This is a genomic window from Streptomyces sp. NPDC038200 (assembly GCF_055600785.1).
This window is the reverse complement of record NZ_JBVJYH010000002.1, coordinates 343,108-356,485: the sequence shown is the minus strand read 5'-3', so window position 1 is coordinate 356,485 and position 13,378 is coordinate 343,108. Positions and strand designations below refer to the sequence as shown.

The following is a 13,378-nucleotide window of genomic DNA, read 5'->3' as shown; positions in this document are numbered from 1 at the left end:
CACCACTTCCCCGCGGGGCGGGGAGTCGCGGGAGCAGGCGCGCCCCCTCATCCGGTGGGCGCGCCTCCTGCTCCGGCACGGCTCACACCAGTTCGGGTTGCGGCTCGGGGCGCAGCACGGGCACGGACTTCGGCTCCCACAGCCTGGTGACCCGTACGTAGTACTGGACCACCGAAAGCATCGCCAGCATGAGGAGCGGTCCGAAGACCCACGGATGCCCGGCCATCTGCAGCGGCAGGTAGCGGTAGGACACCAGGAGCGCGACGAAGACCGTGGCGCCATAGGCGGCCAGCTGGATTCCCGACCGGTCCCAGCCGCGCGCGAGGGAGCGCAGTGCCGCCTCGATCGTGAGAGTGAACACCACACCGGCGATGATGTCGGCCCCGTAGTGGTAGCCGAATCCCAGCGTGGCGCCCAGCGTGGCGACGAGCCAGAAAGCGCCGGCGTATCGCAGAATGCGCGGCCCCTTGCGGGAATGGATGAAAATGGCGGTCGCCCACGCCGTGTGCAGACTGGGCATGCAGTTACGGGGGGTGATCTCGTCGAAGAGCATGTGGTGCGGAGCGCCGATCGCCGTCGGCGTGTCCGGCCACAGATTGCCCACCGCCCAGTGCCCGCCGTCCGCGCCGTAGGCGAAGACCGGTCCGACCACCGGGAAGATCATGTAGATGCCGGGCCCGAGGAGGCCGATCACCAGGAAGGTGCGCACCAGGTGGTGGCGCGGGAACCGGCGTTCGGCCGCCACGTTGCGCAGCTGGTACAGCGCGACGACGACCGCGGCGACCGCGAGCTGGACGTAGACGTAGTCGAGGACGTGGGCGCCGACCGGGCCGGTGGCCCTGACCATCCGGCCCACCACCCACGAGGGGTTGCCCAGTGCGTGATCGGCGGTCGCCACGTACTGGTCGAGCACCGCCGGCCGGGTCTTCGAGGTGATGAGCAGCCAGGTGTCGCCGGTCTTGCGGCCGGCCACCAGCAGCAGTCCGAGCCCGACGCCCTTCAGCAGCAGGACGCGTTCCCGACCGGTGCGGCGGGTCACGGCGATGACGGCACAGCCCAGGATCACCCACAACGCGCCGTTGCCGAAGGGATGGCCGTCGGTCACCTTGATGCCCAGCGCCCATCGCCCCAGGAGGACGACGATGTCGATACCGATCGCGACGGCGGCCGCGACGAGCCGTTGCCGCCAGGTGAGCACCACCATCATCAGGCCCATGCTGGCGTACAGCAGGAATCCCGATTTAGGCGGGAATATCACCTCGCGCAGCTGGTTGGTGACCGGCCCCGGCAGGCCGTAGCGGCGCGCGGCGATTTCCAGCGCGACGAAGAACACGAGGGCCACCACGCCCGCCGTGACCCACAGCAGCGTCCGAGGCCGACGCAACGCACTGAAATTCGGTCTGCACTTTATTCGCGAAAAAACCCGCGACACGATAGGTATCAATTAAATGGCCGATTTTGTTGTGTATTGGCTGGATATTCAATGGGGGCGCCGGGGGCGCGGTTTCCGATGAAGGACGGGTGAGGATATCACTCACCCGGAGTTCGATCATGCTATCGGACCGGCGCCGACGGATTTTCGCCGAGGGTCAGCGCCGGGAGGCCAGGAAGATGCGGTACCAGGCGATGGTGTCGTCCAGGGTCGTTTCCAGGGGGGCGGGCTTGACGCCGAAGGCGTCCTGGATCGCGGTGGAGTCCATGACCTGCGGTTCGGTGTGCTGATAGAAGAGCTCGGCATAGGAGTTCATGAACACCTCGTCGAAGGGGCCGAACGGGCGCGGCTCCGACTTGACGGTGATCTTCAGCGGGTGACCGATCCTGTCCTCGATCATTTCGAAGACTTCGCGGGTGGTACGGGCCGGAGCGGTGGGCAGGTGCCATACGCGGCCGTCACCCTCGGGGTTCTCGCCGAGGGTGGCCAGCCCGGCGGCCACGCCACGGATGTCGGTGTAGCTGTGCGGCAGGTCGATGTCGCCCAGCCCGACCACCTCGCCACTCGTGAGCGCACCGGGGAAGACCGCGCCCCCCAGGGTGGAGTTGAGCACGGCGGGGCCGACGAAGTCGGCCGACCGGCCCAGCACGACGCGGGCCCGCCCGGCGCGGTGTGCGGCCAGGTACTTCTCGTCGAGGGCCGCCCGCATCCTGCCCTTGGCGCCGGTGGCGTTCCACGGCGTGTGCTCGGTCATGACCTGTCCACGGGTCTCGCCGTAGGGGTAGAGGGTGTCGAGGACGACCAGCCGGGCACCCTCGGCCTCGACGGCACCGAGCACGGCGTCCTGGATGCCGGGCATCACCTCGACCTGGAGGTGATAGGCGACGTTGACGCAGTGGTAGACCACGGCGGCGCCCTCGATCGCGACGCGCGCCCCCTCGACGGTGCCCACGTCCCCCTTGAGGCGGGACACACCCTCGGGGGCGGGGCCAGTACCCGAGCGGTCGACCAGCCGGACCGCGAAGCCGCGGCGGGCCAGTTCCCCGGCCAGGGTGAAGCCGGCCGGACCGGAGCCGAGGACGACGTGCAGATCACGTGCGGTGGCGGACATATCGGGTTCCTCTCCCCTGGGGCTCACGCCGGGAACACTCGCCCCCGGCGCCTGTTAGAGACTGTAACTTTAGCGAGAGCCTATATGCAATGCGCGCACCCGACCCACGCCGAATAAGCGTTCTGCGTCTGCCGAGGAGAGCCGACGGTGAACCGACGGCCAGGACGAGGACCGGGAACCGGCGACGCCGAAGACCGCCTACGCGGTGGACGGCATCTCCCCCACGGGGGCCATCGCGGGCGGAGACACGCTCAACGCCCCTACGTCGCCCGCCTGATGGACGCCGGGTTCGTCGGCGTCGTGAGCGCCGTGTCCGTACGGATCGGGGTCGTCGATGACGAAGACCCGGACGCCGGACTCGGGCACGCGACGGCGGTGGACGCTGCCCGAGAGGTCGTCGGGTTCCACCGGGCACCCCGGAGAAAGGGTCGCGTACCGCAACGCGTCGTACCGGACGCGGGGCGCGAACCGCCCGTACGCGGACACCGACGGCCGCGGTACGCAGGGGCCGTGGACCAGCCGGTGGGCCCGCACCCTGATACCGACGCGGGAAAGGAGCCCGTCGGCGGCCGGGAAGGAGAGCATCGGCTCACCGGGCCGACTCCGCCGCAGCCGGGCGTGGGTCATTCCCTCACAGCTCGTCGAGCAGGACGAGTTCCTCCAGCACCTTGCGCACCCGAGGACTCCAGTCGACGTGGCCGACCTCGTGGTGGGCGGCGGCGAAGCGGCGGACGGGGGGCTTCCTGTCCCAGGAGCGCACCTCGGGTGCGGCACGCCGTACGTGGACCAGGGCCCCGACGACGTTCGTGTGGAAGACGACCTCCAGCTGCTCCGGCCGCCCCGGACCCGATGAGCGGTCCGTGAGGACGAAGGTCTGGTAGAAGCCCCGGTGCTGCTCCACGCCCGGGATGTAGGAGTCGACCACGTACGCGGAGTCGCAGTAGTAGCCCTCCTCCGCGAACGCGTCCAGGACGGCCTCCAGCAGGGGCGGGGCCGAGATGTGCAGCAGGTCGTTGTCGACCTCCGTGCCGTCGTCGTTCCAGTCGCGGCGGAACTTGCTCTTCACCGAGAGCACGACGCCCAGGGCCCGCCCGCCGAGTTCGGTCACCGGTGCTTCCCAGGACAGCCGTTCGGAGAAGGTGAGCCGTTGCTCCTCGCCCTTGTGCAGAGTGAAGTCGGAGGGGCTGGCGCTGCAGCTGTCGAACTCGTAGTCGCGCTCTTCACCGTCGTACCGTATGCACCGGACGGTGAACCGCAGGTAGATGCCGTCGACGGGGGTGTCGCGCGCTCCGCCTCGGAGGAGCACCTCGCCCTTCACGTCCCCGCCCGGGTACACCGGACCGAGTACCTGCGTGTCGACCTCGATCGCCTCGTCCGGATCCCCGATCCCGAACAGCCGCTTGAACCCCACGCGCGCCCCTCCCCGAGTCCGCGATGATCAGACGAGAAGGCTAACAGCGGGCCGCGTCCGTCACAGGTCGCGAGCGGCCGGCCGCGGGCTTCACACCGGCGGCCGGCCCTCTCCCTGTCACGTCACGACGCGGCCGGCACCGAGTGGCTGCCGTAGGGGCGGGTGATGATCTCCATGCCGTGTCCCGCCGGATCCATGAAGTAGACACCGCGGCCGCCGTGGTGACGGTTGATCTCCCCCGGTTGCCTCAGGTGCGGATCGGCGTAGAAGTCGATCCCGGCCTGCCGGATCCGGGCGAAGGCGGCGTCGAACTCCTCGTCGGAGACGAGGAAGGCGTAGTGCTGCATGACGATCGACTCGGCCGGGACGGCGGCGAAGTCCAGGGTCACCCCGTTGCCGGTCGCGACCGGGATGAACGGGCCCCACTCGGGCCCGACCTCGAGTCCGAGGATGCCGGCGAGGAATGCGGCGGACTCCCGGTTGTCCCGGGCGTGGATGATGGTGTGGTTCAGCTCGACTGACATGTGTGGAATGCCTCCGAAGGGCAATCTCACGGGCACCTCCATGCCTCACCCGGCCGGTGACCGACACGCGATGCCGTACCGGGATCCTAACCGGTCTCTCCCCCGGCGGCGGGCGGTTGGCGGAGGCGGGTGATCGTACGGGCCGCTTCGGCTCATCCCCCTGCCGGCCGGGTGAAGGTGACGGGCAGCCGCGCCGGGCCGCGCAGACCGCCGGGCCGCCAGCCCAGCTCGCCCGGCGGCACGGCGAGAGCCAGGCCGGGAAGGCGGCGCAGCACCGTCCCGATGGCGATCTGGCCCTCCAGTCGGGCGAGCGGCGCGCCCAGGCAGTAGTGGATGCCGTGCCCGAAGGCCAGGTGGGCGTTGTCCGGCCGGGTGATGTCCAGCCTGTCGGGTTCGGGGAACCGTGCCGGATCGCGGTCGGCGATCGCGGACGCGACCAGGACGGTCGCGCCGCGCGGGACGGTCACGCCCGCGATCTCGACGTCCTCGCGAGCGAACCGGGCGATGCCGGGGCTGACCGGGCCGTCGTAGCGGAGGAACTCCTCGATCGCGTGGGGCAGGAGTGCCGGGTCGTCGCGCAGCAGCGTCAACTGCTCGGGGTGGGCGAGCAGTGCGGCGATGCCGCCGCCGATCAGGTTGACCGTCGTGACGTACCCGGCCACCAGCAGCAGGAAGGTCATGGCGATCAGCTCGTCGTGGTTCAGCGTCCGCTCGTCGTCGTGTGCGCTGAGCAGCGCGCTGAGCAGATCGTCCCCCGGCCGGGCGCGTTTGGCTTCGAGGTGCTTCGACACGTAGGCGTGCATCTGTTGCCAGGCGCCGTCGACGACGGCCGGGTCGGGGATCCGCTCGTCCCGCAGGAGCATGGCGTCGGTCCACCGCTGGAAGTCGTGCCGGTCGTCCACCGGTACGCCGAGCAGCTCGCTGATGACGGTGACCGGCAGCGGCAGCGCGAAGTCCGCCACGAGGTCCGCGCGGCCGGCCGGTACCACCTCGTCCAGCAGCCGGTCGGTGATCTCCTGGATCCGGGGCCGCAGCCCGGCGACCCGGCGCGCGGTGAACGCCTTCGAGACCAGGCGGCGCAGCCGGGTGTGGTCCGGGGGGTCGGAGCGCAGCATGTTGCTCATCAACGATTCGCGCTCGTACCGGGGAAGCTGCTCGACGAGGCGGGGGTCGGAGGCATCGCGGACGTCGCTGCTGAGCCTCGGGTCGGAGAGGGCGGCGAGCCCGTCCTCGTACCGGGTGACCAGCCAGGCGTCCAGGCCGCCGGCGATGACCGCGCGCCGGACCGGGCCGTCCTCGCGCAACTGCCGGTACAGCGGGAAGGGGTCCGCCAGGAAGGCGGGGTCGGCGTACGGGAGGAGGATCGGCTGCTGGCTCATCATGCCTCCAGGGCAGGAGTCGGCCGCATTCATGCGCTTATGGCCACTTGCTACTCATATAACCAAATTGTCCGGTCCTGGAGTCGACTCCGTGAGCATCTGGGGCAGGGCTTCCCTTTTGGCATCCGGAAGCGTAGGTTCCGGTTACCCCGCGTCGGCGCCTCTCGAGGCGTTGGCCCGCCCGTCCCGGGGCGGCGGGCCACGCGGGGGCCAAAGGTTCCGAGCAGCGCCCGGACCACCCGTCAGGCACTCCACCCTTCCGTGCGCCGACCGAGTGGGCCCGGAGCGTCATGCGGTGACCGAGTGGGCCCGGAGCGCCATCCGCACCGGCCTCGCTCCTCGTCCTCCTGGTGCGGGTCCAGGCTCGTCGTCAGGTGGCTCCGGGCCGTCGCCCAGCGGGAGACGGCGAGGGCTCCCCGGTCGTGCGGGGAGCGGGACAGGCCGTCCACGAGGCGAGCCGCGGCGTGCAGGGCGGCCGGTTCGTCGGCGTGCCGGACCTCCGCGGGCGGGCGCTGGAGCAGCGCCCGCCCGTCTCCCCCACGGTGGGGGTCACGTGGCGGTCACCTCGGTGAGGTCGGCGAGGATCTCGGAGGCGACGACCGGGTCGAGGTCGCCGAAGCGCAGCGGGTAGGTGCGGCTGGGCCAGTAGTCGCCGGGGGCGGAGTCGAGCCACACATGGGCGAAGGTCTGGTCGGGGAACACGTCCAGCGCGCCGACGGCGATGCCCTCGTCGAGTCCGACGACCACGTGGTGCTTGGCGTCGATCCGCCGGTGGAACCAGCGTTCCACGCCCGCGTCCTGCGGTTCGCCGCGCTCCCAGCCCCGCTTGGTGAGGCCGAGCAGCTTGCCGACCGGCACCGTCGCGCCCTCGAACCGGGTCAGCCGGTGCCCTGCGGCCTCCTCCTCGGTCAGCGCGTGCACGGCGCGGCCCAGCTGCGGGAACGGCTGGAGGATCTCGTGGTCGGCGAACAGCTCCGCCCACGCGTCGAGGTCGTCCGCCAGGTGCAGCGGGTGTGCCACGCGGACGGTCGCCTCCCCGGGCAGCGTCAGCTCGTCGTCGTGGACGTCGGCGAAGGTGCGGTCCTCCGCGACCCGGAAGGCCGTCGCCACGCCGCCGCTGTCGCTGATCCAGACCAGCCGGCGGACCAGGTGCCACACCAGCGGGTGGGCGACGAACAGCTCCCGGAACTCCGCCGCCGTCCAGGTGCGCCGCGTCACCATCGCCGCCTCCAGACGCCGGACCTGGTCGCCGGCGATGGTGCGGACGTCCTTCTTCAGCGCGGCGAACCGCTTGCGCTCGGCCGGGGCCAGCTCCGGGTCGTCCTTGACGCCGGGCGCGGGCAGGGCCTTGCGCTGCTTGCCGTCGGCGTCCCGGACGTAGGGGCGCAGCTGCTCGTCGAAGCCCACGGTGAACCGCCGGGGGCCGTAGTCGAGGACGGTGCTGCCGTCCGCGTCGAGGCCGAGGTCGGGCACGAGCCGGTCGCCCAGCTGTTCGCCGGTCAGGCCCAGGCCCTCGGCGACCTCGGCGATCTTGTCCTGGGCACGCTGCTTGAGCGCTTTGAAGGGCACGCGTTGGGCGATGCCGTGCAGATGCATCAGCGCGACGTCGGTGCCGATGGCGGCGAGCACCTCCAGTCCCTCGACGGCGCGGTGGTGGCCGCCCTCGCCGGGCCAGGCCCGCACGACGGGGGTGAGCCTGCGGACGGTGTCGTCGTCGCCGAGCCAGCCGAGCGCGTGCAGCGCCCAGCTGTCCTTCGCCGGCATGCCGGCCAGCCGCCACTGCTCGAACAGACCCCAGGCGAAGCCGGCGAGCGATGCGGGGGTGCAGTGCGCGGTCAGCACCTCCAGGCCCGGGTAGACCTCGCCGGGCCTGGACAGCGCCAGCAGCATCAGGGCGTTGCGGACCGCGTCGGCGGGCAGGGCACCGCCCGCGGTGAGCATCAGCTGGGGCAGGAGCGCCGGGTCCGCCCAGGCGCCGACCGCCGGCAGGCGCGCGGGCAGGGCGCTGACCAGCGGGTCGACGGCCAGCGTCTCCTCGATGATGCCCGCGATCTCATCGCCGTACCCGGCGACCGCAGCCGTGACCGCCACCCCGCCGTGGGCGTCGGCCAGCAGCCGCAACGCCCTCTCCGCCCCACGCCGGACCGTGCCCACCGGTCCCACCGCGTGCGGCACCAGGAAGGGCACCGCGGCCAGGCCGTGCCGGGTCAGCCAGGCGCGGGCGATGGCGTCGGCGGACTTCAGGCGGGCCAGCCACTCGCACACCAGCGCGGCGACCTCGGCGTCGCGGTACGGCAGCAGCAGCTGCCCCAGGGTGCCCGGATGCCGGGCGGCGGCGCGCCGCATCAGCGGCAGCGCGGCCGAACCGTGGCGGGCGGCGACCGGCTTCAGCGCCGCCTCACCGCCCCAGTAGTGCTCGGGGTCGCAGTCGGCGAGCAGCGGTCGTACGACGTCTTCGGGGCCGTCCACGAACAGGCGCACGTGCCGGAAGCTTCCGAGCCGCCCGGTCTGCCGGAGGTACACGATCTCGCGGGACCAGTCGTACTCGCCGCGCCGGCCGCTGTACCAGCTGTCCGCCTCGGCCCAGGCCTCCCGCTCCCCCGGCTGCCACACCACCCGGGGCTCGGGGGGCGCGGGGATCTCGGCGGCGACGCGCGCCTTGCGGGCCTTGCGCCTGCCTGACCACGGCGGGCCGACCAGCAGCGCGGGCAGCGCCGCGGCGGGAGCCTCGGCCACCCGGTCGGTGCGCGAGAGGTGCGGTGCCACGAGGTCCGCGGCCTCGGCGGGCAGATCCGGCAGCACGGCCGAGGTGAGAGCGGTGTGCGCGAGGACGTGCGCGGTCAGCAGTCGTCCGGCCGTCGACGCGTTCGGGCCGGAGCCGGCCGCCGCCTCGCCGAGCAGGCGCAGGGCACGCACCGGGTACCGGCGCGTCGCCTCCAGGAGGTACGGGCGGACGTGCTTGTGGTCGACGCGGTCCAGGAGGAGCCGGAACGCGTCGTCCGTCGGCAGTGCGACCAGGATGTTGGCGAAGATCCTGGTCTGCTCGGAGCCGTAGGACCGGTCGAGGGCCTCGTCGAGGAGCGGGGCGAAGGCATCGCCGGTGCCCTCGGCGAGGGTGGCGACGAGCGCCGTCGTCCAGCCGTTCCAGACGAGGCCCGCCCGGCGGCCGAAGTGCTTCAGCTGCTCCGGGGAGTTCAGCGAGCACAGCAGCATCGCCCGCAGGGTCTCGTCGGCCTGCGGGACGTCGACGCAGCACTCGTCGACCCACTCCTGCTCCGTGGGCAGGAGGTAGGAGACGACGATGCGGCGGCGTACGCCGGTCCGGCAGCCGGCCAGTGCGGCGACCGTCTCCCGGTAGGTGGCCTCGTCGGCCACGGTCAACAGGGCGCGTACGCGGTCGGCGAACTTCGACCGCGCCCAGTCCCCGCCCGTGGCGGCACCGGCGCGGAAGCCGATCCAGGCGTTCTCCCGCCGGGCGCCCGTCTGGAGGTAGTGCTGCTCGACGTCGAAGTACTCCACCACCGCCTGGGCGGCGAACGCCAGGCCGTGGGCGCGGACCCAGGCGTCGACGAAGATGCCGTCCGGGTACTGCCAGTGGAACGTCAGCGACGCCAGCACCGCGGCGCCGACCGGGTTGTGACGACCGCTCATGTGGGCGCGGGTGTCCGCGACGATCCGCGGGTCGCTCTTGGGGGCGGTGAGCATGGTCTCGACCCAGGCGGCCTCCTCGTGGAGCCGGAACGCCGTGCGCCGCTCGGCCTCGGGATGGAGTTCGGCGACGCTCCGCTCGATCCCGCCGCGCCGCGGGTACACCAGCCGCCGCCAGGCGGCCGGCATCCGGAACGTCTCCTCGTCGGGCAGCTCGACCGGCCCGGATTCCGCCGTCGATCCGGTGGTCGCGGCAGCCTCGCCCCCGGCCCGCCCCTCCGCCGAGTCCGCCCCGGCCGGCTCCCTGCGCCCCACAGCCCCTCCTCCGCCGACCCCAGCGTGGTCGATCGCTTGATCAGATGGCCGTCACGCTATACGGACCCACTGACAACGCCTCGGCGCCGAAGCCGCAGCCGGTGGGTGCGCCTGCCGTCCGGGGCGGCCGGCACGGTGACGCGCGCGGTGCGTTCATCGCCCGGAGGGCACGGGCCGCGCGTCGGCGCGTACACCTCGTTCGTCCGCCTCGGCCAGCCAGAAGAAGACCGGCGGCAGGCCGAGTTCGACCACCGCGAGCGCCGTCTGGAACCAGTGCGGCCAGCCGTGCACGGCGAGGGAGAGGAGCCGGCCCGCGCCACCCAGCAGAAGGACGCCCGCCAGCCGGCGCACCGCCGCAGCCGGGACGGGCCGCCGGCGAGCGGCCCAGAGCCACGCCAGCCCGTAGCCGGCGAACGCGGCCCCCATGAACCGGCCCCAGCTGTCGACGGTCGCACCGGCCGAACCGGCGCCGGGGATCGCCGCGTTGCCGAGGAGCACGTGGAACACACCGATCAGCACGCAGGCCCAGCCCATGAGGCGGGAGAGTGTCCGCAGAGCCCTTGCCATGATGCCTCCGAGACGGACTCGTGGAGCGCTTGGTTGACATGTGTCTACTAGAGTCGGCGCGCAAGTAGACACATGTCAAGTAATCTGCGTGCGTGCCTCCCCGCCAACGACTCAGCCCCGCCGACCGCCGCGCCCAGCTCCTCGCCGTCGGCGCGCGGCTCTTCGCCGCACGGCCGTACGACGACGTACTCATGGAGGAGGTCGCCCAGGAGGCGGGCGTCTCCCGGGCCCTGCTCTACCGTCACTTCCCGAGCAAGCACGCCCTCTTCGCGGCCGTCTACCAACAGGCCGCCGACCAGCTGCTCGCCGAGACGCGGATCGATCCCGCCGACTCCCTGGTGGAGCAGCTCGTCCAGGGCATGGACGTCCATCTCGACTACTTCGTGGCCAACCGCAACGCCGTCCTCGCCGCGAACCGGGTGCTCGCGGGCGACCCGGTGATCCAGTCGATCATGACGAACGAGCTGGACGCGCTGCGTGCGCGGCTGCTGGCCGCCCTCTCCCTCGCGGACGACGGCGCCCGCGCGGCCGTGTCCGCCGTCCTGAAGAGCTGGCTGGTCTTCGTCCAGGTGCTCTGCGTCGACTGGCTCACCCAGGAGACGTGCACCCGCGGTCAGCTCCGCGACATCTGCGTCGACGCGCTCCTCGGCGCCCTCCGGCCCCTGCTCGCCGAGGACCCCGCGGGCGAGCGGTAGGACACGGCCGGCTGCGGTGTGGACGCGACGGCGGTCGCGGCACCGCCCGGTCCGGGCCGGACGGTGCCTCTCCCCTCGTGCCTCAGGCCGGCGGCATCGTGACGCGGCGCCGCGGGACGTGCAGGACCGCGAGGGAGGTGGCGGCGGCGGCGAACCCGAGGACGGCTCCGGCCGCGACGTCACCGGGGTAGTGCACCCCGGTGTGGACGCGGGAGTAGCCGACGGCGACCGCCAGCGCCCCGAGCGGCACCGCCGCAGGGGGCAGCACGACGCCCACGGCGGTGGCGAACGCGGTCGCCGAGGCCGTGTGTCCGGAGGGGAAGGACGCGGACTTCGGCATGGGCACGTGCCGGGCCGCCACCACCCGGGCCTCGTCCCGGTCGGGGCGGCGCCGGCGGACCATCCGCTTGCCGAACAGGTTCGCCGCGGCCGAGGCCAGTGCGACCGAGCAGACCCCGGCCAGAGCCGCCCGACGAGGACGGCCGGGCAGGAGGGCGAGGCCCGCCGCCACGGTCAGGGAGATCTTCGCGTGGTCGGCCGCGTGCGACAGCCGCCGCAGCGCGCGGTCCAGCGTGGGCGTCGGCGTGCCGGCCACAGCCCCGTACAGGGCCCCGTCGATCGCGTGGAGGTCGCGGATCACGGAGGCCGCGGCGGGCCCGGCCGCGGCCACGGTGCGCCGGACCGACTCGGCGGGCCGGGCGGTCTTCCGGTCAGACACGGGTCCCTCCTCGTGGGGTTCGCTCGGTGCGGCCGAACGCGAGGCCGAGGAGCCGCCGCCAGTCGACGGGCGGCGCCGGGACCACGATGCCCGGCCGGTCACGCGGCAGCAGGACCCGCAGCGCGCCCGGGCGGAGCGAGCACACGACCGGCGTAGACATCCGCAGTGCCTCGCCGTCCACCGCCACGGGGATCTCGTCCGTGGCGGAGTTCACCTCCACCCGCCGCGCGGTCATGACGGTCAGCCCCGGGGACTGCGAGCCCCGCACGGCCAGGTCCGCGGCCTGCGCCGCGCTCTCCACCCGGATGCCCACCACGCCCAGTGCGCCGCCGTCGAGCCGGGGCCGGCGGCCGCCGCCGCTCAACGCGTCCGGGGAGACGTACGGGTTGTTGCTGACCAGCAGCGCCTGCTGGGCCGCGAGGGCGCTGCCGTCGATGCGCGCCTCCAGCCGCCGCACCCCCTCGCCGAGCAGCAGGTCCGGCATGAGGCTGAGCGCGGTGCCCGCCTTGTCGTCGCGGTACTCGGGGTGCTGCACGACGTCCGCGTACACCCCGAACGACACGGTGTTGACGAAGGCCCGGCCGGCGACGTCGCCGAGGTCGACCCTGAGTTCCTCGCCGTCGGTCAGCGCGTCGAGGCAGCGGCTCGGGTCGGAACGGTCGAGCCCCAGGTCCATGGCGAAGTGGTTGCGGGTGCCGGCGGAGATCACGAGGAACGGCAGGTCGTGCTCGGCGGCGACGGCCGCGACCAGCGCCTGGGTGCCGTCGCCGCCCGCCACGCCCAGCAGGTCCGCGCCCTCGGCGACGGCCCGGCGGGCCAGCGCGTCGACGTCGGTCTGGACGGCGGGGTCGAGCAGGACGACCCGCGCACCGAGTTCCTCGGCCCGCTCGACGAGGCCGAACCGGCCGACCTTCCCGCCGCCGGACTTCGGATTCATGATGAGCACCGGCCGCTGCGGCCGGGGCGCGGCGGTCGCCCGTACGGGCCGCTCCGGGCGCGTACCGCGCAGCGCCGCCCTGGCGCACGTCAGCGCCGCGCCCCAGCACAGGCTGGAGACCAGGGCCGTCTGCCACACGCCGCCCCGGGTGAAGAGGATCAGCACACCGACGGGCGCCGCGAGCGCGACCAGCGCCCCGAGCAGCCGCACCGCGCCGCGGTGCGCCAGGAACCACCAGACGCCGGCCGCGCAGACGACCAGGCCCAGGAGCCCGGCCCCGGCGATCAGCAGGCTGCCCACCCCCAGCGCGTGCATCAGCACGACCACCGCACCGACCGCCGTCAGCACGGCGAGACGTGCGAGCAGCCGCGCCACCGCGCCCTCCCGGAAGGCCGCGCCGTCTTGGAAGAGCGTCGTCCGCCTCCTGGCTATGGCGTCCTCCCCGTGCCGCGATCATCAGTCGGTCCGCACCGTTGTACCAGCCGAGCCCGCGCGGAGCCGAGCGTGCTCCCACCGGGTCCCGGGCGGCGCCTTACGTATACAGCCCGCACTTCCCCGCGGGCCGGACCTCGAGCGCGCCGAGCGTGGCGTGCACCGCGGTACTGCTCGAAGCGACGGCAAGCAGCCGACCGGGGCCCCGC

11 protein-coding genes are annotated in these 13,378 nt (G+C 72.9%); 1 reads left to right on the top strand and 10 read right to left on the bottom strand.

Annotated elements, in window-relative coordinates; translation table 11 throughout:
- Positions 1 to 82 precede the first annotated feature (82 nt).
- From ACZ7KF_RS06615 to ACZ7KF_RS06580, 8 genes are all read right to left on the bottom strand, one after another.
- Complete coding sequence (locus tag ACZ7KF_RS06615; protein WP_471069838.1) at positions 83 to 1,384, bottom strand: phosphatase PAP2 family protein; 1,302 nt, start codon at positions 1,382 to 1,384, stop codon at positions 83 to 85.
- A 205-nt stretch (positions 1,385 to 1,589) separates the two neighbouring features.
- Entirely contained in the window at positions 1,590 to 2,543 is a 954-nt protein-coding gene (locus ACZ7KF_RS06610) for a Rossmann-fold NAD(P)-binding domain-containing protein (RefSeq protein ID WP_471069837.1), read from the bottom strand.
- Positions 2,544 to 2,741: 198 nt separating this feature from the next.
- On the bottom strand, positions 2,742 to 3,170 hold the full coding sequence (locus ACZ7KF_RS06605; protein WP_471069836.1) for a hypothetical protein: 429 nt from the start codon (positions 3,168 to 3,170) through the stop codon (positions 2,742 to 2,744).
- 4 nt (positions 3,171 to 3,174) lie between these two features.
- Positions 3,175 to 3,954 carry a sporulation protein gene (locus ACZ7KF_RS06600; RefSeq protein ID WP_471069835.1) on the bottom strand — a complete coding sequence of 260 codons (780 nt, stop codon included), beginning with the start codon at positions 3,952 to 3,954 and terminating at the stop codon, positions 3,175 to 3,177.
- A 122-nt stretch (positions 3,955 to 4,076) separates the two neighbouring features.
- On the bottom strand, positions 4,077 to 4,478 hold the full coding sequence (locus ACZ7KF_RS06595; protein WP_471069834.1) for a VOC family protein: 402 nt from the start codon (positions 4,476 to 4,478) through the stop codon (positions 4,077 to 4,079).
- Between the two features lie 152 nt (positions 4,479 to 4,630).
- Positions 4,631 to 5,857, bottom strand: a complete 1,227-nt coding sequence (locus tag ACZ7KF_RS06590; RefSeq protein ID WP_471070028.1) for a cytochrome P450 family protein — start codon at positions 5,855 to 5,857, stop codon at positions 4,631 to 4,633.
- A 549-nt stretch (positions 5,858 to 6,406) separates the two neighbouring features.
- Positions 6,407 to 9,820: a DUF4132 domain-containing protein gene (locus tag ACZ7KF_RS06585; RefSeq protein WP_471069833.1), complete on the bottom strand. Its 3,414-nt coding sequence runs from the start codon at positions 9,818 to 9,820 to the stop codon at positions 6,407 to 6,409.
- A 153-nt stretch (positions 9,821 to 9,973) separates the two neighbouring features.
- Positions 9,974 to 10,387 carry a DUF4345 domain-containing protein gene (locus ACZ7KF_RS06580; protein WP_471069832.1) on the bottom strand — a complete coding sequence of 138 codons (414 nt, stop codon included), beginning with the start codon at positions 10,385 to 10,387 and terminating at the stop codon, positions 9,974 to 9,976.
- A gap of 92 nt (positions 10,388 to 10,479) precedes the next feature.
- Between ACZ7KF_RS06580 and ACZ7KF_RS06575 the strand changes: the two genes are divergently transcribed.
- A complete protein-coding gene (locus ACZ7KF_RS06575; protein WP_471069831.1) occupies positions 10,480 to 11,082 on the top strand; it encodes a TetR/AcrR family transcriptional regulator in 603 nt (200 codons plus the stop codon).
- Positions 11,083 to 11,164: 82 nt separating this feature from the next.
- Here ACZ7KF_RS06575 and ACZ7KF_RS06570 read toward each other — a convergent pair whose 3' ends face one another.
- Positions 11,165 to 11,752, bottom strand: a complete 588-nt coding sequence (locus ACZ7KF_RS06570; RefSeq protein ID WP_471070027.1) for a phosphatase PAP2 family protein — start codon at positions 11,750 to 11,752, stop codon at positions 11,165 to 11,167.
- 40 nt (positions 11,753 to 11,792) lie between these two features.
- Entirely contained in the window at positions 11,793 to 13,112 is a 1,320-nt protein-coding gene (locus tag ACZ7KF_RS06565) for a diacylglycerol/lipid kinase family protein (RefSeq protein WP_471069830.1), read from the bottom strand.
- Between the last annotated feature and the right edge of the window lie 266 nt (positions 13,113 to 13,378).